The following is a 23,333-nucleotide window of genomic DNA, read 5'->3' as shown; positions in this document are numbered from 1 at the left end:
GGACACATCATGCCTGGGAGGTCGGCAGCCCCGTCCTTCCCACCCCCGCCACCCAGGCCGCGGCCGCCCGGAGCGCAGCGGCGCCCGCCGGCAGCGGCAGGCCCAGGAAGCCGTGGAAGACCCCCGGGTGGAGCTGGAGCGTGCAGTCGACGCCGGCCGCCGCCAGCCGGCGGGCGTACGCGAGGCCCTCGTCGCGCAGCACGTCGCAGTCGGCGAGGACGATCAGGGCGGGCGGCAGGCCCGACAGGTCGGGGGCGCGCAGCGGCGAGACGTGCGGGTGCTCCGGGTCGCCGCCGTAGCTGTCCCAGTACCAGGCCATGTGGGCGGCGGTGTGGAAGTAGCCCTCCGCGTACGTCTCCACGGAGGCGGAGTCCATCCGGGCGTCCAGCGGCGGATAGAACAGCACCTGTCCCGCGACGAGTTCGGGCGCGCGCAGCGCCGTCACGGCCGCGAGGTTGCCGCCGCTGGAGTCTCCCGCCAGCACCACCCGGCCGGGGTCGCAGCCGAGCGCGCGGGCCCGCTCCCGCGCCCAGAGCAAGACCGTCAGCGCATCGTCCGGCGCCGCCGGCCAGGGGTGTTCCGGGGCCAGTCGGTAGTCGGCCGCGACGACCACCGCGCCCGCGGCCACGGCCAGGGAGCGGCAGGTCGCGTCGTGGGTGTCCGGGCCGCACATCACCCAGCCGCCGCCGTGCAGGAAGAGCACCAGGGGGCGGTCGGACCGGCCGGGCGCGGGGTCGTAGACGCGGACCGGGACCCCGCCCGCGACGGCGTCGGACACCGAAGCCACGGCCGGGCCCTCGCGGCCGGACCCGGACGCCGCGGCCGCCCGGAGGGCGCGGACGTCGCCCGGCCCCGGGAAGCCGGCGGTCATCGCGTCGCACAGCCGCCGGGCCTGCGGTGAGAGGGGGTCGGGCGCACGGAGGTCGCTCATGCCGTCGTCATCCCCCCGTCCACGGTGAACTCGCTGCCCGTCACGTACGAGGACGCGTCCGAGCAGAGGAAGAGGACCAGCTGCCCGACCTCCTCCGGGCGGCCGATGCGACCCAGCGGTACGTGCGACCAGTCCCGGCCCGCCACCGCCCCGGCCACCATCGGGGTGTCGATGGCCCCCGGGTGCACCGAGTTGACCCGGATCCGGTCCCCGGCGAGGTCGAGCGCCGCCGACCGGGTCAGTCCGCGCAGTGCGAACTTGGTGGATCCGTAGGCGGCGTGGCCCGGTATCCCGACCAGTCCGGCGGTGGAGGAGATGTTGACGATCGAGCCGCCGCCGCCCGCCCGCAGCACCGGCGCGACCGCCTGGATGCCGAGGAACGGGCCGAGCAGGTTGACCCGCAGGAGCGCTTCGAAGTCCTCCAGCCGTTGCCGTTCCACGTGGGCGGTGCGCCACAGGGCCGCGTTGTTGACCAGTGCCGAAACCGTGCCGAAGGCGCGGACCGACCGTTCCATCACCCTCGCCCAGCTCGCCGCGTCGGCCACGTCGTGGCGGACGTACAGTCCTTGGTCGCCGAGTTCGGCGGCCACCGCCCGGCCCTCGTCCTCCCGTACGTCGGTGACGACGACCCGGGCCCCCGCCTCCGCGCACAGCCGGGCCTCGGCGGCGCCCTGGCCGCGCCCGGCGCCGGTGATCACGACGACCTTCCCGTCGAGCTGCTCCCCCACGGCTCAGCCCTCCAGCGCGCGGAAGTGCGGGATGACCTTCTCGCCCCACTGGCGGATGGTCTCCATGCACGCTTCCTGGGGGACGGTGCCCATCTGGATCAGGCACATCACCTCGTCGACGCCGATCTCGCGGAGCTGCTCGACGTAGGCGATGGCGGTCTCGGCGCTGCCGTACGCGTGCTCGGCGTTGTAGGTGCCGGTGTCGACGGGGCGGGCGGGGACGTTCGCCCCGTGCAGCTTGGCGACGAGCTCCTCCCGGCCCTTGGCCAGGGCCGCCACGTGGTCCTCTTCCTCCGCGTACCCGGTCGGCTCGGGGCCGTTCCCGTACCAGTGCGCGATGGATTCGGCGAAGAAGCGCTGCCCGCGCGTACCCAGCCGTAGGGCCCGCTCGGCGTCGTCGAGGACGATGGTCGGGCAGAGGGCGGAGAGGTGGTCGTTGACCTCGGTGGAGACCAGGCGCTCGCCGCTGCGCGTGGCGATGGCCTCGTCGTAGACCTTGCGCATGGCGCGGACGTCGTCGGCGCCGGCGAAGCCCATCACCAGGGCCCCGATGCCGAGCTCGGCGGCCAGCTTGAGGGTGTCGTGCTGGGAGCAGGCCATGAACAGCGGCGGGTGCGGGTCCTGGACCGGGCGGGGCAAGATCGCGCCGGGGCCGATGTCGAGGGAGCCGTGCCATTCGAAGGTCTCCTCCTTCCAGGCCGAGGAGAAGATCCGCAGGGCTTCCTCCATCTGCGGGTAGGTGTCCTCGGGCCGGACCCCGTACATGGACATCTCCTGGCGGGTGGCGCCGCGCCCGGCGCCGATGTCGACGCGGCCGCCGCAGAGCACGTCGAGCATGGCGGCGCGCTCGGCGACGCGCACCGGGTGCTGGTAGCCGAACGGCATGGTGACGACTCCGTGGCCGATGCGGATCCGGCGCGTGCGGGCGGCCACCCAGGTCAGGAAGATCTCGGAGGCGCTCATGTGCGCGTACTGGGTCAGGGAGTGGTGCTCGACGGCCCAGATCCGGTCGAAGCCCATCTCCTCGGCGTGGACGGCCTGTTCGACGCAGTCGTGGATGACCTGGCGTTCGCGTTCGGGGGTGGGGTCGACGAGCTGCGCCTCGAAGATCATCGAGAACTTCACGGTGAGGTCCCTCCGTGCAGTGTTTCGAACAGTTATTTCTAATCGGAATACTTCTAGCAGGCGTATCTCTGAGGGGGAAGGGTGCCGTGAGGACCGGTCGTAGACTGCGCTGCGTGGCAGACGAGACGAACAAGCGCGCGCTCCCCGCGACCAGCTGGGCGGTGCTCGGACTGCTCTCCTTCGGAGAGGAGCTCTCCGGTTACGACCTGAAGAAGTGGTCGGACTGGTCGCTGCGGTTCTTCTACTGGAGCCCGTCGTTCAGCCAGATCTACAGCGAGCTCAAGCGCCTGGAGAAGGCGGGCTACGCGTCCTCGCGGATGGTCGCCCAAGACACCGGGACGCGCGACAAGCGGGTCTACCGGATCACGGACGAGGGCATGACGGCCGTACGGGAGTGGGCCCGCGAGGCCCCCGTCGACCCGCCCGTCCTCAAGCACGGGCCGATGCTCCGCCTGTGGCTGGGCCACCTGCTGGAGCCCGAGCAGATGCGCGAAGTCCTCGTCCAACACCAGGAGTTCGCGGAGAAGATGCACCGTCGCGCGGCGGCCGACGCGGAGGGCTCGAAGGACGAGAGCGCCTGGGCGTACCCGACGCTCACCCTCAAGTGGGCCGAGCGGTACTACGCCTCCGAGCGCGACCTCGCGGCACGGATGCTCGAAGACATCGACGCGCTCGACGAGCGCGCGGGGCGCGGCAAACTGCCGTAGGAGCGCCGGAAGTACAGCAGCGGCGGCCCGTCGCGGTGCGCGGCCAGGCCGGTGACCCGACCGAGCGCGATGACGTGGTCACCGCCGTCCAGCACGCCCTCCAGATCGCATTCGACGCTCGCGAGGACCCCGTCGAGCAGGGGCGCTCCGTTGCCGCCCGCACGCCGGGGCGCGCCGGCGAACTTGTCCCCGCCCGTGACGGCGAACCGGCGGCACAGCTCCTCCTGGTCGGCGGCCAGGATGTTGACGGCGAAGGCCCCGGCGGCCTCGATCCGCGGCCAGGTGGCCGAGGTGCGGGCGGGGCAGAAGCAGACGGGGACATCGGCGTGCTGGACGCGCGCGGCTACCTCTCGATCACCGACCGGCTGAAGGACATGTACGTGGTCGGCGGCTTCAGCGCCTATCCGGCGGAGGTGGAGAACGTCCTGCTGACCCACCCCGCCATCACCGACGCGGCCGTCGTCGGCGCCCCCGACGAGCGGCTCGGCGAGGTCGGCGTGGCCTACGTGGTCACCTCCGCCCCCGTCACGGCCGCGGAACTGACCGCCTGGACCCGGGAACGGCTGGCCAACTTCAAGGTGCCGCGGCGCTTCACCCGGCTGCCGGAGCTCCCGCGCAACGCGGGCGGCAAGCTGCTGAAGACCGAACTGCGGCGCGCGGCCCGAGGGGAGTCTGCCGCCGGGGCCCCGCCGCGCCTCGCGGCCGCCGCGAAGTCGGCCTGCTCGCAGGCGTTCTCGTACGTGGCCGGGGAGATGATCCAGCTGCACGGCGGCATCGGCATCACCTGGGAGCACGAGGCGCACGAGTTCTTCAAGCGCGCCCACGGCTCCGCCCTCCTGCTCGGCGCGCCGGCCGCCCACCGGGCGCGGCTGGCGGCCGACCTCGGTTTCACGGAGACGGGCTGACGGGCCCACGCACTCCCGTACCCTCGCCCCATGACGGGCAGTGCGATCAACCTCCGCAAGGTCGAGGAGACGGCTCCGGCGCTCGTGAGCCTCTACAAGAGCGCCGGGGTCTCCCTGCGCAAGTACGGCCTGGAGGGCGGCCGGGCCGCGGTCTACCTGGTGCTGGACTACTCCGGGTCGATGAAGCCGTACTACGCGGACGGCAGCGTGCAGGCCCTCGCGGACCGGGTGCTGGGGCTCTCCGCGCACCTGGACGACGACGCCCGGGTGCCGGTGGTCTTCTTCTCCACCGAGGTCGACGCGGTGGAGGAGATCTCCCTGGCCGAACACGAGGGCCGGGTCACCGAGATCGCCTCCCGGCTGGGCCACATGGGCAAGACGGCCTACCACGCGGCGATGGACGCGGTCATCGACCACTACCTGGACTCGGGGGCGACGGCCCCCGCCCTGGTCGTCTTCCAGACCGACGGCGGGCCGATCAACAAGCTCGCGGCCGAACGGTACCTGTGCAAGGCGGCCCGGCTGCCGCTCTTCTGGCAGTTCGTCGGCTTCGGCAACACCCGCAGCACGCAGTTCGACTTCCTGCGCCGGCTGGACGAGCTGCCCGTCCCGGCGCAGCGGGCCGTGGACAACGCGGGCTACTTCCATGCGGGGCAGGACCCGCGCAGGGTGCCGGACGGCGACCTGTACGACCGCCTGGTCGGGGACTTCCCGGCCTGGCTGGCGGCGGCGCGCAGTGCGGGCATCGTGCGCGCCTGACCTGTGCGCGCCTGACCTGTGCCCGCAGGTGCCCGCGCTTTGATGGACGCATGACGCATACCAGCTGGGCAGTCTTCGAGAAGGCGGAGCCGGAGTTCGCTGCGGCCGTCCAGGCCCGCTTCGCGCAGTACCCCCACCACGTCCTGGCCACCCTCCGCAAGGACGGCTCGCCCCGGGCGACCGGGCTGAACGTCGACATCCGGGGCGGGGAGCTGTGGCTCGGCATGATGTTCGGCTCGATGAAGGCCCGGGACCTCCAGCACGACCCGCGCTTCGCCCTGCACAGCAACCCGGGCGCGGGCGAGGAGATGCCCCACGGGGACGTACGGATCTCCGGGCGCGCGGTGGAGCTCGTGGACCCGCCCGAACTGCACCGGTACGCGGAGGAGACCGAGACCCCGCACCCGTTCCACCTCTTCCACGCCGATCTGACGGAGGTCGTCCACGTCCGTGTGCAGGGCGAGGAGCTGGTGGTGCGGTCGTGGACCCCGGAGCACGGCCTGCGCACCCTGCGCCGGGGCGACGACGACGAACCACCGCGCGAGGACTAGCTCAGCCGGGGCAGGCCGCCGATCGGGCCGAGGGCGGCGGGGTTCACGTCCAGCCAGCTGCGGTCGATGGTGAGGGTGATCCCGCCGTAGGTGGCGTCGTGGTCGCCGCGGAACTGGTGGGCCCGGCGCGGGCCGGCCCACTTCGCGGTGCCCTTCTTCAGGCCCATGTCGGTGTCGGAGACGGAGGCCGAGAGGTTCCAGCGGGCGGCCCAGAGCACGTCCGGCATGGCCCGGGGGGCCTGGTGGTAGTGGGCGCTCAGCGCCTTGACCCCGGAGCTCACGGCGACGTAGGCGCCGGCGCGGAAGCCCAGCTCGTGCAGCCGGTCGGTCCAGGCGGTCAGGTAGGCCACGACCGGGGCGTCCCAAGTGGCGCGGTCCGTGTAGTTCTCCAGGTCGTTGTAGAGCACCGTGCCCCCGGCCAGGCCCAGCGAGCGGGCCGCCTCCACCGCGCCCTCGGCGGCCTCCCGGCCCTGCCCGTTGGCCTCGGAGGGGTCGGTGGACAGCCCGGTGGCGGCGTTGTGCCAGGGCTGCGGGCCCACCCAGATCGGCATCAGGTGCCAGCCCGCGGCGGCCTGCCGCTCCACCCAGCGGGCCGTGAGCCGCGGCTGGGCGCAGGCCCGGGCCCGGCCCCCGATGTAGACGCCGATCGCACCGAAGGGGGAATCGGCCCGCCAGGTGTCCATGGCCTTCTGGGTGGGGGCGGTACAGGTGTCGAAGCCCTCGCCCTTGAAGGGCTCCTGGGTGCCACGGGGCCCCGCGCCGCCGGCGGCCGGCACGGGCGGGGTGGGGGCCGGAGTGGGGGCCGGGGCGGGAGCCGGGGCGGGCGGCGGCGCCACGGCGCGGGCCTGCGCCAGGACCGTGCGCACGGCGTCGGGCGCGGCCCCGTAGGAGACGGTGGCCATGACGGCGGAGCGGCGCAGGGCGTACCGCAGCTCGTTGCTGTCGGAGCGGGGCGGGACCTCGCGCAGCACGTTCCAGGAGTCGACGGCGACGGTCGGGATGTCGGCGCGCTCCGGGGCCCCGTCGAGGGGTTCGAGGTGCAGGGTGTCGGCCCGGTCGGCGACGGCCCGGCCGGTGCACTCGGTCTGGGTGCCGGCGTGGCCGAGGTACAGGGTGGGCAGGTCGAGGCGCAGGCACGCGTCGGGGTTCCGGTCGAGGTCGACGACCCGCCAGTCGGCCGGGAGGGCGACGCGCAGGCCGCGGTAGTCGACGGTCCGGGTACGGCCGTCGTCGGCGCCGGCGTAGGACTGGACGGGGAGCAGCAGCGCGGCGCCGAGCAGGCCGCTCAGCAGCATTCGGATGGGGGCCATGATCCAGATGGGTACCAGACGGGGGGCTCCTCAACTGTGCGCAGAGGCCGCGCAGATGCTCCGTCCGGCCCAGGGGGTGTCTTGTCCCCGGTCGTCGATGCTCCGCATGGACTCCCTCGTCCGTCGTGCGATGCCGGCGCCAGACCCCGCTCCCCGATCCGACCCAATCGACGAGACACCCCCCAGGGCCCGGCCGGTCCTCACGGGCCCGGCCGGGTCGGTTGCGAGGATTCGTTCCTTCCCTCCGTGCGCCCGGCACGCCCGTCAGGAGCGTCCCCCGCCCTCCCCCGCGGTCCCCCGCCCTCCCCCGTCGGGTCACCCGCACGAGCGAATCGGGCCCGGCCCGTCGGTCGGTACGCCACCGGCCCGGGAAGCCGCGCCCGCCGCTCTCAGCTCCCCGTCCGCACCGACGGCCCGGTGGAGGTCAACTCCTTGAGCACACGGTCCAGTTCGGTGGCCCGTACGCCGAGCAGGCGCTCGGTGTCGGAGGCGTCGAGGCGCAGCTCGCCGTCGTACTGGTAGGCCATCTCCGGCATCTCGGCCATCACCGGGTCCGCCGCGGCCGCCGCGTCGAGTTCCTCCGGCGTCATGGTCCTGAGCCTCGGGCTCGGCGCGCCGGCGGCCTCGGCCAGCCGCCCCATCAGCTGCCTCGGGGACAGCTCGGAGGTGGAGGGCACGTGCCAGGCGCGGCCCCAGCCGTCGTCCCGCCCGCCGACCGCGATCAGGGTCCGCGCGACGTCGTCCGCGTAGGACCAGGCGTGCGGCGCGTCGAGGCCGACCGGCAGGACGGCCTCCTCGCCGGCCAGTACGGCGGGCACGGCCAGGAGGGGGACGAGTCCGAGGACGTTCGCCCCGAGGAAGTCGCCGGCGCGCACCTCGGCGACCCGGACCCGGCCGGCCCGGTGCGCGGCCAGCGCCTCTTCCCACATGGCGGCGCGCACCCGGCCCTTGTCGGAGTTGGGCCTCATGGGCAGGTCGGGCGTGAGGGGGCCTTCGACGGCTCCGTACCCGTACACGTTGCCCAGCATCACGTAGTCGGTGCCGGTCCGCTCGGCGGCGGCGAGCAGCGAGGCGGCGAGGGGCGGAAAGGCGGTCCGCCAGTCCTGGTAGGCGGGCGCGGCGGCGTTGTAGAGGGTCCGGGCGCCGTGCAGCAGTTCGGCGAGCCGGTCGGTGTCGGTGCTGTCGGCGGCGACCCGCTCGACGAGCGGAAGATCGGGCCCGCCGCCGCTGCGGGTGATGACGCGGACCTGCTCACCGGATGCGGCGAGCAGACGTGCGGTGGCGGTGCCGATCGCACCGGCGCCCGTGATGACGTGCAGGGCCATGACTGTACTCCTGTGCTGGGACTGCGAGTTGGTGTCGTTGACGGGTCAACCCTCGTTCCGGGCGCGGCCGTACAGTAGTGGCTGGAATGCCAGCAATCCGGAGATTCGAGCCATGACGATCACTCGCCCGCACCGCGTCGCGGTCATCGCGTGCCCGCCGGTCACCACCTTCGACCTGTCGATCCCGGGGGTGGTGTTCGGCGCGACGACCCTCGGCGGGCAGCCTGCGTACGAGGTGACGGTCTGCACGCTCGTCCCCGGCGTGGTGCAGGCGCGGTACGGCACGGACGTCGTGGTGCCGGACGGCCTGGAGGCGGTGGAGCGGGCCGACACGGTGATGATCACGGGGACGGCCGACCGCGAAGGCCCCGACCCCCGGGTGCTCGACGCCCTGCGGGCAGCCGCCGCTCGGGGCGCTCGCATCGCCTCCATCTGCACGGGCGCCTTCGTCCTCGCGCAGGCGGGTCTCCTGGAAGGCCGCCGCGCCACGACCTTCTGGTCGGCGTCCGCGGAGTTCGGGCGGCTCTTCCCCGAGGTCGAGCTCGTGCCCGCCGTGCTGTTCGTCGAGGACGGCAGGGTGCTGACGTCGGCGGGCATGTCGGCCGGGATCGACCTGTGCCTGCACCTGGTGCGCCGCGACTACGGCGCCGCCGTCGCGAACGCCACGGCCCGTCTGGTCGTGGCGGCCCCCGTGCGGCCGGGCGGCCAGGCCCAGTTCATCGAGACCCCGCTGCCGCCGGAGCGCGGCACTTCCCTGGTGGCCACCCGCGCCTGGGCGCTGGCCCGCCTGCACGAGCCGACGACCCTGGCCGAGCTGGCCCGCCATGCGGGCACGAGCACCCGCACCCTGACCCGCCGCTTCCGCGCCGAAACGGGCCTCAGCCCCCTCCAGTGGCTGCTGCACCAGCGTCTGGACCGCGCCTGCGAGATCCTGGAGACCACCACCCTCCCGATGGACCAGGTGGCCGCCCGCAGCGACCTCGGCACGGCGGACTCCCTCCGCACCCACCTGACCCGCCACACGGGCCTGACCCCGAGCACGTACCGTGCCGCGGCGCGGGCCCGACGGCCGTAGAGTCGAGGGAGCGGCCGAAGCCAGTTGCGTTGGCTTCGGCCGCCCCTCATCCCCTCATCCCGGTCAGGCCGCCCGACGGCGCAGCCACCAGGAGCAGAACCCGGCCAGCAGTCCGGAGAGCGCGAGGAAGATCCCGGTCTCGATCCACTGGAAGGTCCAGTAGCGGTCGGCGGGCTGGTAGTCGACCTCCATGTGGTGCTTCGAGGTGGCGAAGCACTCGAAGGGTTCCGCCTTGGGCTCCGCGCAGCCCTCGGCACCGCGGATCTCCTTGCCGGCTGCGTCGAGGACCGCACCGAGGTCGGACACGACCCAGACGCCGGGCTTGAGCACCCCAATCCGCAGGTGGGCGTCGTTTCCGGAACCCTTCAGCTGGATGTGGTTCGCGTTCCAGCCGTCCTTCATCGCACCGGACTCCTCGCCGCCACCGACCGGTGCCATGACGAGGGAGCTGAGCGCGACGTCGGTGTGCTCCGGTGCCACGAAGTGCGGGCGGATCGCGAAGGGCACGAAGATCTGCACCGCGAGGAAGGTGGCGAGGGTCGCGGCCATCGCGGGTACGGTGCGCCGGATCAGCAGTCCGGCCGAGGCGCCGAGGGTGAAGGCGAACGCCGCGTAGCCGAGGGGGACGACCCCGCGGCCGCTGAACATGAGGGCGGTGAACCGGTCCAGGTTGACCCGGTCGATGGGACCGGCCCACCAGGTCACCAGGAGGCTGAGCACCCCGGTAACGGCGACGGCGATCAGGCCGACGGCCCCGAGCTTGACCAGGAGCCAGCGGCCCCGGGAGATGCTCTGGTTCCAGATGAGCCGGTGGGTGCCGGTCTCCAGTTCACGGGCGATCAGCGGGGCGCCCCAGAAGATCCCGATGATGCCGGGTGTGGCGAGCAGCAGGCTCGTGACGTAGTAGGTCAGGGTCTGGTACTCGACGACGAGGGCGTTCTTCGCCGATTCGCAGTCGGTGCCGCAGCCGGCGACGGTGCTGTCGTAGACCTCGCGCATCTGGAGGCCGGTGACCACGAGGAACACGGCGATCGCGACCAGGACGGCGAGCGCGGCGAGGGTCTGGACGCGGTACTGGCGCCAGGTCAGCCAGATCATCGCTGGTTCTCCCGGGTGGGTCGGGGGCCGGGCCCGGCCGCGGCCCGGCTCATGTAGGTGAGGACGAGGTCCTCCAGGTTGAGCGGCTCCAGGACCCAGGAGGGGTCCTGGATCGCCTTGTCGGAGCGCACGATGAAGGTGCTCTGCCGCTCGGTGCGGGTCTCCTGGATGACCTGCATGCCTTGGGGCAGGGTGGCCGCGTCGCGGCGGGCGGTGGTGAGCCGGAAGTGGGTGGCGAGCAGGTCGTCGACGTCGCCCGCGACCTGGACCCGGGAGGCGACCAGCGAGATCAGGTGGTCGCAGACCCGTTCCAGGTCGGACACCAGGTGCGAGGAGAGCACGACGGTGGTCCCGTGTTCGGCGACGACCTCCATCAGGCCCTGCAGGAACTCCCGGCGGGCCAGCGGGTCCAGGGCGGCGACGGGCTCGTCGAGGATCAGCAGCTCGGGCCGTTTGGCGACGGCGAGGGTCAGCGCCACCTGGGCGCGCTGGCCGCCGGAGAGCTTGCCCGCCTTCTGGGCGGGGTCCAGGCCGAGCTGCCGGATCCGGTCTCCCGCCAGCTGTGCGTCCCAGCCCGGGTTGAGCCGGGCGCCCAGCTTCAGGTGGTCGGCGATGGACAGCCCGGCGTACGTGGGCGTGTCCTGGGCGACGAACCCGACCTTGGCGAGCTGCTCGGGCCCGGATGCGGGCCGGCCGCCGAGCACCTCGATGGTGCCGGAGGTCGGGCCGATCAGCCCGCAGGCCAGCTGCAACAGGGTCGACTTGCCGGCCCCGTTGGGCCCGACCAGGCCGACGACCCGCCCGGACGGCACGCTCAGGGTGCAGTCGCTCAGCGCTTCCTTGCGGCCGTACCGCTTGCCCAGCGCGCGGGCTTCCACTATTGCGGGTATTGCGGTCATTTCTCCTCTTCGGTGTGCGGGTCCGTACCGGTGCGGGCGCGGAAGGTGCTCAGGAACAGGGCCTCGATGCTCTCCTCGCCCAGCCCGGCGGCCCGCGCCTTGTCGAGCCACAGCTGCAACTCCCGGCGCAGCGGCTCGTGTTCGGAGAGCGAGGCGTCGCTGAGCGTGCCGGAGATGAAGGTGCCGACCCCGGGCTTCTTCGCGACCAGGCCCTCGTACTCGAGCTCCCGGTAGGCCTTGAGCACGGTGTTCGGATTGATCGCCACGCCGGCCGCGACGTCCTTGACGGTCGGCAGCCGGTCCCCCTCGGACAGCAGCCCGAGCCGTAGGGCCTGTCGCACCTGGTGGACGAGCTGCATGTACGGAGCGACGCCGGACCGGGCATCGAGGTGAAACTCGATCACTGTCCTCCTCTATTCATCTAGCTTCCTAGCACTATAGGACTCTACGTATACGACGACTGTCAACCACCCTCCGAGGGATCGGAGTTGTCCACCTCCTGAGCTATTCAGTCTTGCTAGATACCGGTAGTCAGCGTTACGGTGTACCGGTATTCAGCAACACCGAATAGCTCAGGGAGGAGGTGTTCCATGCCCAAGCTGCTGACCGAAATGCTCAAGGGCACGCTGGAGGGCATCGTCCTCGCGACCCTGTCCGGCCGGCCCGCGTACGGCTACGAGATCACGGCATGGCTGCGGGAGCAGGGGTTCTCCGACATCGCCGAAGGGACCGTCTACGCCCTGCTCATCAGGGTCGAGAAGCGCGGTCTCGTCGACGTGGAGAAGGTCCCTTCCGAGAAGGGGCCGCCGCGCAAGGTGTACTCCCTCAACGCCGAAGGGCGGGAGTACCTCGAAGAGTTCTGGAGGACCTGGAGCTTCCTCACGGAACGACTGGACCAGCTCCGCGAAGGGGGCAAGTAACCATGTCCGAGGACGAGCAGAGCGGTTTCATCGCGAAGGTGATCGGACCGAAGAAGCGCTGGAGGGCGTACAAGGCGCGCGTCAAGGAGTTCCCCCCGAGCCGGCGCACGGCGGTCGAGGCGATCGAGCGGTACCTGATGCACTTCGTGCCGACCGACGGCGACAGCAACGCGTCGATGTTCGAAGACCTCGCCGACCTCTTCGAGCAGGCCGCGGCGGACGGCACGCCGATCCGCGAGATCGTCGGGGAGGACCCGGTGGAGTTCGCCGACGCGTTCGCCCGGAACTACTCGGAGGGCGGCTACGTCCCCGCCCGCGCGAAGAAGCAGCTGACGGAAGCCCTCGCCCGCGCGGAGGAGGCCGAAGACACGGCCGGGGGCACGGCCGGGGGCACGGCATGACGGCGTTATGGACCGGCATGGTGCCGGTCGACGACACGGCCCTGGCCGCCACCGACACCGGCGGCCCCGGCACACCCGTGGTCTACCTCAACGGCCACTTCGCCACCCAGGGGTACTGGCGGCGCGTCATCGCCGACCTGGGTCCCCGGTGGCGGCACATCACCTACGACGAGCGGGCCCGCGGCAGGAAGTCGAAGCGCTCGGCCGACTACTCCTTCGAGGCGGCCGTCCGGGACGTCGACGCCGTGCTCGCGGCCAGGAAGGTGGACCGGGCGCTGGTGGTGGGCTGGTCCTACGGGGCGTTCGTCGGGGCCCACTGGGCGAGCCGCAATCCGGACCGCGCCCTGGGCGCGGTCCTGGTGGACGGCGCCCAGCCGTACGACTGGCTCACCGAGGAGATGGAGCAGGGGATCCGCAGGTTCTTCAAGCGGATGGGCTGGCTGATGCCACTGCTGCGCCCGACGGGCCTGACCCCGCGGATGACCGCCGAAGAGATGGCGACCAGCAACATCGAGGTCGGCCGGCTCGCCCGCGAGCGCGAACTGGGCCCCGTACTGGACGCCATCACCGTCCCGGTGCGGTATGTACTGGCTTCGGGAACGTCCTTCGGGAGCAAGGGCGACGAGCAGGAACGCATCCGCGCGGGCCTCGACCCGGTGTTCGCGCGCAAGCCGAACATCCAGCTCAGCGCGAAGGTCCCCAGCAACCACGGCGCGATCCTGAGGAAGGACGCCCGGGCCGTCGCCACAGCCGCCCGCGAGGTCGCCGCCCTGGCCGCGAGCGCGCCGTACGGCCCGGAACGCACATGCCGTGGCGGCCATGGAGTGGACCAGTAAGTCGCTGCCGTACCTGACCGCGCGCCCGCCCGGCGCGGCGGACGCCTGGACGGAAGAGGCCCTGGGGGCCGGGCGGCGGGGCAGTCAGCGCATCCTGCACGCGGGAGGAACTGCAGCCCCCGCCGCCGTCGCCGCCATGCTCGGCCTGACGGCCGGCAGCACGGTCGTGGTACGCCGCAGGATCATCGAACTCGATGGCGAGCCGACCGAGTTGACGGTCACCTACCCCCCGGACATGGCCGCGGGAACCCCCCTGGCCGGCACGGCGAAGATCCGCGGCGGCGCGGTGACGCTGCTGGCCGCCCTCGGGCACATCGGGGTCCGGGTCGTCGAGGACGGCGCTGATGCCGCTCGATGGGGAGCGCGAGCAACTGTGCCTCGGAGCGGCCGAACCGGTGCTCCGCCTGGCCCGCACCACCAACGACGCGGCGGACAGCCCCGTCCAGGCGGACGTGATGCTCAGGCCGACCGGGCGCCAGCAGCTGCGCTACAAAATCAGCCTCGCCCCTTCACGGCCCGGATGAACGGAGCCCACGCGGCGACCGGGAACAGCAGGACAGGACCGGCACCCGCGAGCTTGGTGTCGCGGACGGGGACGACGCCGGGGAAGTCGTCAGAGATCTCGACGCAGCTGGCGCTGTCGGAGTTGCTGTACGAGGACTTCCGCCAGGACAGCCCCTCTACGTTTGTACACACTTCGCGTATTCCTCCGCCACTGACTCGATCAAGGTCAGGGACACTTCCGGCGACAGCGCAGCGGCCCTGGCGAGATCGTAGAGTTTCCAGTGGCGCCGTACCAGCGCCGGATAGTCGACCAGCTGCCCCACGCAGGGCCCCTCCGTGTACACCACGTCCGGCGCGTCGGCGAACTGCATGATAGTCACCAAAGAGCCAAGGGCCCCTTGGGATCCAGCCGAGAAAGGCACCACCTGCACGGTGATCCGATGGGCACGGACGTAGGCAGAGATGTGCCGCAACTGAGCGGCCATCACGCCGGGCCCCCCAACTGCGGTCCGCAGTACCGCTTCGTGCAGGACGACCCACATTTCGGGGGTTACTGGGTCATCAAGAAGCCGTGCGCGCTCCCGACGAAACGCGACCAGACCATCAACGTACTCGGCAAGCGCGGTGGGGTTTCCGCCCCACATCACGGCTCGGGCGTAGTCGGCCGTCTGGAGCAACCCGGGAACCAGGGTGGAGGCGTACTCGTAGATGGCCGTCGCCAGACGTTCCAGCTCGGCCGCTTCGGCGAAGTACTCCTCGTACTTCGACTTGAACGCCTTGGCCAGGCGGGTGAAGTAGTCCCCGGTGCCGAAGACCTTGTCGATGAGCTCCGCGATCTCCGGCCGCAGCCGCCGCGTGCCGCACTCCATCTGGCCGACGTACGCGCCACTCGTGAAGATCCGCTCGCCCAGGCCCTCCTGGGTCAGCCCGGCCGCTTCCCGGTGGCGCCGCAGTTCCTCGCGGGCGAACTCCTCCGGTGTCTGCGCCCCGCTCAGATCCTTCTGCTTGGCCACGAGCCAACTCCCCGCTTCCACAGTGCCCTTACTCCGCGAAAGCGTAGTCCTGACCAGGTCGGCGAAACATCGGAACGGATTGATACGACTACCCAACGCCACAGGCCGCTGTCAGTGCCGCTGGTTAGCGTGATCGGTGTCAGTCGGAACCGGAGACACCATGGGGGAACACATGAAGCAGGCACACGGGCGCGGCAAGGCCGCCGCGTTCACCACACTGACCGCGGCGCTCATGCTCACGCTCGCCGCCGGCACGGCACACGCCTCGGCGGGGGACGAGATCGTCGGCTATCCGGGGCCCGACGGGCTGATCTGGATCCCCGAGCTGACCGGCTCCAGCGGCTTCGTCTCGGGCGGCCTCTCGCCCCGGCTGGACACGTTCATCACCTTCGGCTGCGCGGGCGGCGGCACGATAGAGGTGGCCTTCCACCTCAACGAGCACCCGGACCGCGACCCGGCCCCCTTCACGGTCGACTGCCCCGAAGGCGACCCGGCGCGCGTCACCGTTCCCCTCGGCACCGGCCTCCAGGGCGGCTTCGGGGCCTCGGTGACGGCCTCGGCCCCGTCCATCCGCTGGGGCGCCACGGTCGTCCAGCCCGAGTAGCCCCGAACACGCCACAGCGCCCGCCACCCCTGGTCGGGGACGTGGCGGGCGCCGTGTCGGGAGTTCCGTACGCCGTTGTACGGACCGTATGAGGGGTCCCGCCCCTTTCGCAGAAGCGGGGGCGGGGTACTGCGCGTGGCCCCGCACCGACGGTCGGAGGCCGGCACAGCCGGGCGAAGCCCGAAAGGCCGCCCGCGGCCGAACGGTGCGAGCACGGCATCCAGAAGGAGTCGTGGCGGGCGCCGTGTCGGGAGTTCCGTACGCCGTTGTACGGACCGTATGAGGGGTCCCGCCCCTTTCGCGGGGGCGGGGGCCGGGGGTACTGCGCGTAGCCCCGGCCCCGCACCGACGGTCGGAGGCCGGCGCAGCCGGGCGAAGCCCGGGAGGCCGCCCGCGGCCGAGCGGTGCGAGCACGGCGTTGAGAAGGGCTACACGGTCAGCGAGCGGTCCGTCGGCTTGACCGGGTACGGGAGGGCGCTGCTGCCGGTCAGGAAGCGGTCCACGCCGCGGGCGGCCGAGCGGCCCTCCGCGATGGCCCAGACGATGAGCGACTGGCCGCGGCCCGCGTCGCCGGCGACGAAGACGCCGTCCACGTTGGTCGCGTAGGAGGCGTCGCGGTCGATGTTGCCGCGGGCGTCCATCTCCAGGCCGAACTGCTGGGTCAGGCCGTTCGCCTGGTCGGTGCCCGTGAAGCCCATCGCCAGGGTGACCAGCTGCGCGGGGAGGACGCGCTCGGTGCCGGGCTTCTGGACGAGCTTGCCGTCCTCGAAGGCGACCTCGACCAGGTGGAGGGCCTGGACGTTGCCGTCCTCGTCGCCCTCGAAGTGGGTGGTGGAGACGGAGTAGACCCGCTCGCCGCCCTCCTCGTGGGCCGAGGTGACCTTGTAGAGCATCGGGAAGGTCGGCCAGGGCTGGTTGGCGTTGCGGTCCTCGCCCGGCTTGGGCATGATCTCCAGCTGCGTGACCGAGGCCGCGCCCTGGCGGTGGGCGGTGCCCACGCAGTCCGCGCCGGTGTCGCCGCCGCCGATGACGACCACGTGCTTGCCCTCGGCCGTGATGGGGGGCGCCATGAAGTCGCCCTCCTGGACCTTGTTGGCGAGCGGCAGGTACTCCATCGCGAAGTGGATGCCGTTCAGCTCGCGGCCCGGGACCGGCAGGTCGCGGGAGACGGTCGCGCCCGCCGCGATGACCACCGCGTCGAACCGCTTGCGCAGGTCGGTGGCGGTGATGTCGCGGCCGACCTCGATGCCGGTGCGGAACTTGGTGCCCTCCGCGCGCATCTGCTCGATGCGGCGGTTGATGTGCACCTTCTCCATCTTGAACTCGGGGATTCCGTAGCGCAGCAGGCCGCCGATGCGGTCCGCGCGCTCGTACACGACTACGGTGTGGCCGGCCCGGGTCAGCTGCTGGGCGGCGGCGAGACCCGCCGGGCCCGAGCCGATGACGGCGGCCGTCTTGCCGGACAGCCGCTCCGGCGGCTGCGGGGTGACGTCGCCGTTGTCCCACGCCTTGTCGATGATCGAGACTTCGACGTTCTTGATGGTCACGGCGGGCTGGTTGATGCCGAGCACGCACGCCGACTCGCAGGGGGCCGGGCACAGCCGCCCGGTGAACTCCGGGAAGTTGTTCGTCGCGTGCAGGCGCTCCGACGCGGCGGTCCAGTCCTCGCGGTACGAGAAGTCGTTCCACTCCGGGATCAGGTTCCCGAGCGGGCACCCGTTATGGCAGAACGGGATGCCGCAGTCCATGCAGCGGCCGGCCTGCTTGCTGATGATCGGCAGCAGCGAGCCCGGGACGTAGACCTCGTTCCAGTCCTTCAGCCGGTCGGCGACGGGACGGGTACAGGCGGTCTCGCGGGGGGTGGTGAGGAAGCCCTTCGGGTCAGCCATGGGTCGCCGCCTCCATCATCTTCTCCGTGGTCTCGGATTCCGAGAGTCCGGCGAGCTCAGCGGCGTCCTTGGCGGCGAGCACTGCCTTGTACGTGGTGGGGATGATCTTGCTGAAGCGGTCCACCGCGACGGACCAGTCAGCCAGGAGCTTCGCGGCCACGGTCGAGCCGGTCTCCTCCTCGTGGCGGCGCACCACATCGTGCAGCCACTGCTTGTCGCTGTCGGACAGGACGGTCTCGACCGCGCCCGCGTTGCCGACGTTGACGTTGTGCGGGTCGAGGTCGATGACGTACGCGACGCCGCCCGACATGCCGGCCGCGAAGTTGCGGCCCGTCTCGCCCAGGACGACCGCCCGGCCACCGGTCATGTACTCGCAGCCGTGGTCGCCCACGCCCTCCGAGACGACCAGCGCGCCGGAGTTGCGGACGCAGAAGCGCTCGCCGGTGCGGCCGCGCAGGAACATCTCGCCGCCGGTGGCTCCGTAGCCGATCGTGTTGCCCGCGATCGTGGAGTACTCGGCCAGGTGGTCGGCGCCGCGGTCCGGGCGGACCACGATGCGGCCGCCGGAGAGGCCCTTGCCGACGTAGTCGTTGGCGTCGCCCTCCAGGCGGAGGGTGACGCCCTTGGGCACGAACGCGCCGAAGGACTGACCGGCGCTGCCGGTGAACGTCAAGTCGATGGTGTTGTCGGGCAGGCCCGCGCCACCGAACTTCTTGGTGACGTGGTGGCCGAGCATGGTGCCGACGGTCCGGTTGATGTTGCGGATCGCGACCTGGGCGCGGACCGGCTGGGCCGCCTCGGCGGTCTCGGCGTTCAGCGCGTCGGCGGCGAGCTCGATCAGCTCGTTGTCGAGGGCCTTCTCCAGACCGTGGTCCTGCTCGATCAGGGCGTGGCGGACCGCGCCCTCGGGCAGCTCCGGCACGTAGAAGAGCGGCTCCAGGTCGAGACCCTGCGCCTTCCAGTGCGTGACGGCCTGGGTGGTGTCGAGGACCTCGGCGTGGCCGACGGCCTCCTCGATCGTGCGGAAGCCCAGCTCGGCGAGGATCTCGCGCACCTCCTCCGCGATGTACTCGAAGAAGTTGACGACGAACTCGGGCTTGCCGGAGAAGCGGTCGCGCAGGACCGGGTTCTGGGTGGCGATGCCGACCGGGCAGGTGTCCAGGTGGCAGACGCGCATCATGACGCAGCCGGAGACGACGAGCGGCGCGGTCGCGAAACCGAACTCCTCGGCGCCGAGCAGCGCGGCGATGACCACGTCGCGGCCGGTCTTGAGCTGGCCGTCGGTCTGGACGACGATCCGGTCGCGCAGCCCGTTGAGCAGCAGGGTCTGCTGGGTCTCGGCGAGGCCGAGCTCCCAGGGGCCGCCCGCGTGCTTGAGCGAGGTGAGCGGGGAAGCGCCCGTTCCGCCGTCGTGGCCGGAGATGAGGACGACGTCCGCGTGGGCCTTGGAGACACCGGCGGCGACCGTACCCACGCCGACCTCGGAGACCAGCTTCACGTGGATGCGGGCGACCGGGTTGGCGTTCTTGAGGTCGTGGATCAGCTGGGCCAGGTCCTCGATGGAGTAGATGTCGTGGTGCGGCGGCGGGGAGATCAGACCGACGCCCGGGGTGGAGTGGCGGGTCTTGGCCACCCACGGGTACACCTTGTGGCCGGGCAGCTGGCCGCCCTCGCCGGGCTTGGCGCCCTGCGCCATCTTGATCTGGATGTCGTCCGCGTTGACCAGGTACTCGCTCGTCACACCGAAGCGGCCGGAGGCGACCTGCTTGATGGACGAGCGGCGCGCCGGGTCGTACAGGCGGTCCGGGTCCTCGCCGCCCTCACCGGTGTTGGACTTGGCGCCCAGCTGGTTCATGGCGATGGCGAGGGTCTCGTGCGCCTCCTTGGAGATGGAGCCGTACGACATGGCGCCGGTGGAGAAGCGCTTGACGATGTCGGCGACCGACTCGACCTCGTCGATGGAGATGGCTTCGCGGTCGGAGCTGAAGCCGAACAGGCCGCGGAGCGTCATCAGGCGCTCGGACTGCTCGTTCACCCGGGCCGTGTACTGCTTGAAGATGTCGTACCGGCGGCTGCGGGTGGCGTGCTGGAGGCGGAAGACCGTCTCCGGGTCGAACAGGTGCGGCTCGCCCTCGCGGCGCCACTGGTACTCGCCGCCGATCTCCAGCGCGCGGTGCGTGGCCGCGATGCCGGAGACGGGGTACGCCTTGGCGTGGCGCGCGGCCACCTCCTGGGCGATGACGTCCAGGCCGGCGCCGCCGATCTTGGTGGCGGTGCCGTTGAAGTAGGTCTCGACGAACCCGTCGTTCAGGCCGACGGCCTCGAAGACCTGGGCGCCGCGGTAGGAGGCGACGGTGGAGATGCCCATCTTGGACATGACCTTCAGGACGCCCTTGCCGAGCGCGTAGATCAGGTTCTTGATGGCCTGCTCCGGCTCCAGGCCGGACAGGAAGGTACCGGCGCGCAGCAGGTCCTCGACGGACTCCATGGCGAGGTACGGGTTGACCGCGGCGGCGCCGTAGCCGATGAGCAGGGCGACGTGGTGGACCTCGCGGACGTCACCGGCCTCGACCAGCAGACCCACCTGGGTGCGCTGCTTGGTGGCGATGAGGTGGTGGTGCACGGCGGAGGTGAGCAGCAGCGACGGGATCGGCGCGTGCTCGGCGTCCGAGTGGCGGTCCGAGAGGACGATGAGGCGGGCGCCGTTGGCGATGGCCGCGTCGGCCTCGGCACGGATCTCCTCGATGCGGGCGGCCAGGGCCTCGCCGCCGCCGGAGACCCGGTAGAGGCCGGAGAGCGTGGCGGCCTTCATGCCGGGCATGTCGCCGTCGGCGTTGATGTGGATGAGCTTGGCCAGCTCGTCGTTGTCGATCACCGGGAACGTCAGGGTGACGCTGCGACAGGACGCGGCGGTCGGCTCCAGCAGGTTGGACTGCGGGCCGATCGAGGACAGCAGCGAGGTGACGAGCTCCTCGCGGATGGCGTCCAGCGGCGGGTTGGTGACCTGCGCGAACAGCTGGGTGAAGTAGTCGAAGAGCAGCCGGGGGCGCTCGGACAGGGCCGCGATCGGGGAGTCGGTACCCATGGAGCCGAGCGGCTCGCCGCCGGTACGGGCCATGGGCGCGAGGATGACGCGCAGCTCTTCCTCGGTGTAGCCGAAGGTCTGCTGGCGGCGGGTGACCGAAGCGTGGGTGTGCACGATGTGCTCGCGCTCGGGCAGGTCCGACAGCTCGATCTCGCCGGTCTCCAGCCACTCCGCGTAGGGCGCGGCGGCGGCCAGCTCGTTCTTGATCTCGTCGTCCTCGATGATCCGCTTCTGGGCGGTGTCGACGAGGAACATCTTGCCGGGCTGGAGGCGGCCCTTGCGGACGACCTTGGCCGGGTCGATGTCGAGCACGCCGACCTCGGAGCCGAGCACGACGAGGCCGTCGTCGGTGACCCAGTAGCGGCCGGGGCGCAGGCCGTTGCGGTCCAGGACCGCGCCGACCTGGGTGCCGTCGGTGAAGGTGACGCAGGCCGGGCCGTCCCAGGGCTCCATCATCGTGGAGTGGTACTGGTAGAACGCGCGGCGGGCCGGGTCCATGGAGGTGTGGTTCTCCCACGCCTCCGGGATCATCATCAGCACGCTGTGCGGGAGGGAGCGGCCGCCGAGGTGGAGCAGCTCCAGGACCTCGTCGAAGGAGGCCGAGTCGGAGGCGTCCGGGGTGCAGATCGGGAAGATCCGGTCCAGCACGCCGTCGCCGAAGGCCTCGGAGGCCAGCTGGGACTCGCGGGCCTTCATCCAGTTGCGGTTGCCCTTGACCGTGTTGATCTCGCCGTTGTGCGCGACGAAGCGGTACGGGTGGGCGAGCGGCCACGACGGGAAGGTGTTCGTGGAGAAGCGCGAGTGGACCAGGGCGACGGCCGAGGCGAAGCGGCGGTCGGAGAGGTCCGGGAAGAAGGGCTCCAGCTGGCCGGTGGTCAGCATGCCCTTGTAGACGATGGTGCGGGCGGAGAGCGACGGGAAGTAGACGCCGGCCTCGCGCTCGGCGCGCTTGCGCAGCACGAAGGCCTTGCGGTCCAGCTCGATGCCCGTGCTGCCGTTGGAGACGAACAGCTGGGAGAAGGCCGGCATGGTGGCGCGGGCGCCGTTGCCGAGGAGGTCCGGGGTGACCGGGACCTCGCGCCAGCCGAGGACCGTGAGGTTCTCTTCGGCGGCGATGGCCTCGATCTGCTCCACGGCGACGGCCTGTGCGGTGCCGTCGGCGGGGAGGAAGGCGATGCCGACGGCGTAGCCGCCGGCCTCGGGGAGCTCGAAGCCGGCCACCTCGCGCAGGAACGCGTCGGGGACCTGGCTGAGGATTCCGGCGCCGTCGCCCGAGTCCGGCTCGGAGCCGGTCGCGCCGCGGTGCTCGAGGTTCCGCAATACGGTCAGGGCCTGCTCAACGAGCGTGTGGGTGGCCTCGCCGGTGAGGTTCGCCACGAATCCGACGCCACAGGCGTCCTTCTCGTTGCGCGGGTCGTACATGCCCTGCTGGGCGGGGCGACCGTCCATGGGCGACCAGGCGGTGGTGCTGGAGCCGGTCGCGGAGTGCGTGGATGCGGAACGCATCGGCTCTCCCGTCGTCGTCGTGGCATATGTGCATAGCCGAGGGACGACGTTGGCCCTCTGCGAAATTTCGTGCAGATTACATGATGACGACAATCCCGAGAAGCGGATACGCCATTCCAGCATGCGGACTGCACGAGGCAGAAAGAGGGGACTTTCGCGGCGCTCTACGGAGGTGTCGCGCGAGGCGGAGGTCCCGGTGCAGGGCGGGCATCGTTGCCCGGAGCCCTGGTCTGATTCCCGGCGGACACGGATTCGAAACCGCCGAGTAACGGACTACTTATGTTGCGTACTGCATAGTGTCTCACTCCAGCCGCGGTCAGCCTATGGCTCCACCGATCCAGGTTCCCAGGATGTACGTCACACCTGCGGCCGCGCCACCCAGGGCCAGCTGGCGCACGCCGCTGTACCACCAGGACCGGGCGGTGACCCGGGAGACGACCGCACCGCAGGCGAAGAGCCCGGCCAGCGCGAGCAGCACCGCGGGCCACAGGGCCGTGGCGCCGAGCAGGTACGGCAGGACGGGGAGCAGCGCGCCCAGCGCGAAGGAACCGAACGACGAGACCGCGGCGACCAGCGGCGAGGGCAGGTCGTCGGGGTCGATCCCGAGCTCCTCGCGGGCGTGGATCTCCAGCGCCTGCTCGGGGTCGCGCGACAGCTGCATGGCGACCTCGCGGGCGAGCGGCGGCTCGACGCCGCGGGAGACGTAGAGCTCGGCGAGCTCCTCCATCTCGTCTATTGGGTGCTTGCGCAACTGCTGGCGCTCCACGTCCAGTTCGGCGAGGACCAGTTCGCGCTGCGAGGCGACGGAGGTGTATTCGCCGGCCGCCATCGAGAAGGCGCCGGCCGCCAAACCCGCCAGTCCGGTGATGACGACGGTCTGCGGAGCGACGGCGCCGCCGGCCACACCGGTCATCAGGGCGAGGTTCGAGACGAGCCCGTCCATGGCACCGAAGACGGCCGGCCGCAGCCATCCACCGTTGACGTCGCGGTGGGTGTGGTTGTCGCGGTGCGCGGTGTGCAGCGGCGCTTCGATGTCGATGATGGACATGCGTGGAATCTCCCCAAATGTGCGAACAGGCGCCATGACGCGCCCCACTCCCCCTGAACACCTCGAAACTACGCACGATTTCTGTGGCCCGCCAGCAAGGAAGGCCGTACTTAC

The 23,333-nt window shown here is 71.5% G+C and carries 23 protein-coding genes and 2 pseudogenes; 11 read left to right on the top strand and 14 right to left on the bottom strand.

What is annotated here, in order from left to right; all coding sequences use genetic code 11:
• Nucleotides 1-7: 7 nt before the first annotated feature.
• Genes OG594_RS11200 through OG594_RS11190 form a run of 3 tightly spaced genes read right to left on the bottom strand, consistent with a single transcriptional unit; the run spans nucleotide 8 to nucleotide 2,784 of the window.
• Nucleotides 8-931, bottom strand: coding sequence for an alpha/beta hydrolase (locus tag OG594_RS11200; RefSeq protein ID WP_266597722.1), 924 nt, complete (start codon nucleotides 929-931; stop codon nucleotides 8-10).
• Nucleotides 928-1,659, bottom strand: a complete 732-nt coding sequence (locus OG594_RS11195) for a glucose 1-dehydrogenase (RefSeq protein WP_266597720.1) — start codon at nucleotides 1,657-1,659, stop codon at nucleotides 928-930. The genes OG594_RS11200 and OG594_RS11195 overlap by 4 nt, the downstream gene beginning before the upstream one ends.
• Nucleotides 1,660-1,662: 3 nt before the next feature.
• On the bottom strand, nucleotides 1,663-2,784 hold the full coding sequence (locus tag OG594_RS11190; RefSeq protein ID WP_266597718.1) for an LLM class flavin-dependent oxidoreductase: 1,122 nt from the start codon (nucleotides 2,782-2,784) through the stop codon (nucleotides 1,663-1,665).
• Between the two features lie 113 nt (nucleotides 2,785-2,897).
• On the opposite strand from OG594_RS11190, the gene OG594_RS11185 reads away from it, so the two are divergent.
• The gene (locus tag OG594_RS11185; RefSeq protein WP_266597716.1) at nucleotides 2,898-3,491 is read left to right on the top strand and encodes a PadR family transcriptional regulator; all 594 of its coding nucleotides are present in this window, start codon (nucleotides 2,898-2,900) and stop codon (nucleotides 3,489-3,491) included.
• Here OG594_RS11185 and OG594_RS11180 read toward each other — a convergent pair.
• On the bottom strand, nucleotides 3,404-3,763 hold the full coding sequence (locus tag OG594_RS11180; RefSeq protein ID WP_266602805.1) for a flavin reductase family protein: 360 nt from the start codon (nucleotides 3,761-3,763) through the stop codon (nucleotides 3,404-3,406). The genes OG594_RS11185 and OG594_RS11180 overlap by 88 nt on opposite strands.
• Before the next feature lie 42 nt (nucleotides 3,764-3,805).
• On the opposite strand from OG594_RS11180, the pseudogene OG594_RS11175 reads away from it, so the two are divergent.
• The 3 genes and pseudogenes from OG594_RS11175 to OG594_RS11165 form a co-directional block, all read left to right on the top strand.
• A pseudogene (locus tag OG594_RS11175) lies at nucleotides 3,806-4,396 on the top strand (acyl-CoA dehydrogenase family protein); the annotation flags it as partial.
• Nucleotides 4,397-4,426: 30 nt separating this feature from the next.
• Entirely contained in the window at nucleotides 4,427-5,155 is a 729-nt protein-coding gene (locus OG594_RS11170; protein ID WP_266597714.1) for a VWA domain-containing protein, read from the top strand.
• Nucleotides 5,156-5,205: 50 nt separating this feature from the next.
• Nucleotides 5,206-5,706, top strand: a complete 501-nt coding sequence (locus tag OG594_RS11165) for a pyridoxamine 5'-phosphate oxidase family protein (RefSeq protein ID WP_266597712.1) — start codon at nucleotides 5,206-5,208, stop codon at nucleotides 5,704-5,706.
• On the opposite strand, the gene OG594_RS11160 is transcribed toward OG594_RS11165, so the two are convergent.
• Nucleotides 5,703-7,016: a DUF1906 domain-containing protein gene (locus tag OG594_RS11160; protein WP_266597710.1), complete on the bottom strand. Its 1,314-nt coding sequence runs from the start codon at nucleotides 7,014-7,016 to the stop codon at nucleotides 5,703-5,705. The two genes, OG594_RS11165 and OG594_RS11160, sit on opposite strands and share 4 nt — an antisense overlap.
• 389 nt (nucleotides 7,017-7,405) lie before the next feature.
• Nucleotides 7,406-8,341: an NAD-dependent epimerase/dehydratase family protein gene (locus OG594_RS11155; RefSeq protein ID WP_266597708.1), complete on the bottom strand. Its 936-nt coding sequence runs from the start codon at nucleotides 8,339-8,341 to the stop codon at nucleotides 7,406-7,408.
• A 112-nt stretch (nucleotides 8,342-8,453) separates the two neighbouring features.
• Here OG594_RS11155 and OG594_RS11150 point away from each other — a divergent pair, with 112 nt between their 5' ends.
• Nucleotides 8,454-9,416, top strand: a complete 963-nt coding sequence (locus OG594_RS11150; RefSeq protein ID WP_266597706.1) for a GlxA family transcriptional regulator — start codon at nucleotides 8,454-8,456, stop codon at nucleotides 9,414-9,416.
• Between the two features lie 63 nt (nucleotides 9,417-9,479).
• Here the strand turns inward: OG594_RS11150 and OG594_RS11145 are convergent, their stop codons facing one another.
• Genes OG594_RS11145 through OG594_RS11135 form a run of 3 tightly spaced genes read right to left on the bottom strand, consistent with a single transcriptional unit; the run spans nucleotide 9,480 to nucleotide 11,817 of the window.
• On the bottom strand, nucleotides 9,480-10,514 hold the full coding sequence (locus OG594_RS11145; RefSeq protein WP_266597704.1) for an ABC transporter permease: 1,035 nt from the start codon (nucleotides 10,512-10,514) through the stop codon (nucleotides 9,480-9,482).
• The gene (locus OG594_RS11140; protein ID WP_266602800.1) at nucleotides 10,511-11,404 is read right to left on the bottom strand and encodes an ABC transporter ATP-binding protein; all 894 of its coding nucleotides are present in this window, start codon (nucleotides 11,402-11,404) and stop codon (nucleotides 10,511-10,513) included. The genes OG594_RS11145 and OG594_RS11140 overlap by 4 nt, the downstream gene beginning before the upstream one ends.
• Before the next feature lie 5 nt (nucleotides 11,405-11,409).
• Nucleotides 11,410-11,817 carry a GntR family transcriptional regulator gene (locus tag OG594_RS11135; protein WP_266597702.1) on the bottom strand — a complete coding sequence of 136 codons (408 nt, stop codon included), beginning with the start codon at nucleotides 11,815-11,817 and terminating at the stop codon, nucleotides 11,410-11,412.
• 186 nt (nucleotides 11,818-12,003) lie between these two features.
• Here OG594_RS11135 and OG594_RS11130 point away from each other — a divergent pair, with 186 nt between their 5' ends.
• The 5 genes and pseudogenes from OG594_RS11130 to OG594_RS47050 all read left to right on the top strand — a co-directional run bounded on the left by OG594_RS11130 (nucleotide 12,004) and on the right by OG594_RS47050 (nucleotide 14,094).
• Entirely contained in the window at nucleotides 12,004-12,333 is a 330-nt protein-coding gene (locus OG594_RS11130; RefSeq protein ID WP_266597700.1) for a PadR family transcriptional regulator, read from the top strand.
• 2 nt (nucleotides 12,334-12,335) lie between these two features.
• On the top strand, nucleotides 12,336-12,734 hold the full coding sequence (locus OG594_RS11125) for a DUF1048 domain-containing protein (protein WP_266597698.1): 399 nt from the start codon (nucleotides 12,336-12,338) through the stop codon (nucleotides 12,732-12,734).
• Nucleotides 12,731-13,570 carry an alpha/beta fold hydrolase gene (locus OG594_RS11120; protein ID WP_266597696.1) on the top strand — a complete coding sequence of 280 codons (840 nt, stop codon included), beginning with the start codon at nucleotides 12,731-12,733 and terminating at the stop codon, nucleotides 13,568-13,570. The genes OG594_RS11125 and OG594_RS11120 overlap by 4 nt, the downstream gene beginning before the upstream one ends.
• Nucleotides 13,554-13,754: pseudogene (locus tag OG594_RS47055) on the top strand (UTRA domain-containing protein); the annotation flags it as partial. The gene OG594_RS11120 and the pseudogene OG594_RS47055, both read left to right, overlap by 17 nt.
• Nucleotides 13,755-13,914: 160 nt before the next feature.
• Complete coding sequence (locus OG594_RS47050; RefSeq protein ID WP_323185190.1) at nucleotides 13,915-14,094, top strand: hypothetical protein; 180 nt, start codon at nucleotides 13,915-13,917, stop codon at nucleotides 14,092-14,094.
• Here OG594_RS47050 and OG594_RS11110 read toward each other — a convergent pair.
• On the bottom strand, nucleotides 14,066-14,266 hold the full coding sequence (locus tag OG594_RS11110) for a DUF397 domain-containing protein (protein ID WP_266597694.1): 201 nt from the start codon (nucleotides 14,264-14,266) through the stop codon (nucleotides 14,066-14,068). The genes OG594_RS47050 and OG594_RS11110 overlap by 29 nt on opposite strands.
• Entirely contained in the window at nucleotides 14,251-15,087 is an 837-nt protein-coding gene (locus tag OG594_RS11105; RefSeq protein WP_266597692.1) for a helix-turn-helix transcriptional regulator, read from the bottom strand. Before OG594_RS11105 ends, OG594_RS11110 begins: the two co-directional genes overlap by 16 nt.
• Nucleotides 15,088-15,259: 172 nt before the next feature.
• Between OG594_RS11105 and OG594_RS11100 the strand changes: the two genes are divergently transcribed.
• On the top strand, nucleotides 15,260-15,691 hold the full coding sequence (locus OG594_RS11100; protein WP_266597690.1) for a hypothetical protein: 432 nt from the start codon (nucleotides 15,260-15,262) through the stop codon (nucleotides 15,689-15,691).
• A gap of 428 nt (nucleotides 15,692-16,119) precedes the next feature.
• Here the strand turns inward: OG594_RS11100 and OG594_RS11095 are convergent, their stop codons facing one another.
• The 3 genes from OG594_RS11095 to OG594_RS11085 form a co-directional block, all read right to left on the bottom strand.
• The gene (locus OG594_RS11095; protein ID WP_266597688.1) at nucleotides 16,120-17,580 is read right to left on the bottom strand and encodes a glutamate synthase subunit beta; all 1,461 of its coding nucleotides are present in this window, start codon (nucleotides 17,578-17,580) and stop codon (nucleotides 16,120-16,122) included.
• Nucleotides 17,573-22,114: a glutamate synthase large subunit gene (gene gltB, locus OG594_RS11090; protein WP_266602798.1), complete on the bottom strand. Its 4,542-nt coding sequence runs from the start codon at nucleotides 22,112-22,114 to the stop codon at nucleotides 17,573-17,575. The genes OG594_RS11095 and gltB overlap by 8 nt, the downstream gene beginning before the upstream one ends.
• A 373-nt stretch (nucleotides 22,115-22,487) precedes the next feature.
• Nucleotides 22,488-23,219 (bottom strand): VIT1/CCC1 transporter family protein, encoded by a 732-nt coding sequence (locus OG594_RS11085; RefSeq protein ID WP_266597686.1) that lies wholly within the window; start codon nucleotides 23,217-23,219, stop codon nucleotides 22,488-22,490.
• Nucleotides 23,220-23,333 lie beyond the last annotated feature (114 nt).

The organism is Streptomyces sp. NBC_01214, assembly GCF_026340975.1.
GTDB lineage: Bacteria > Actinomycetota > Actinomycetes > Streptomycetales > Streptomycetaceae > Streptomyces.
The sequence above is the reverse complement of the archived record's forward strand: the minus strand, read 5'-3'. Positions and strand labels throughout refer to the sequence as shown.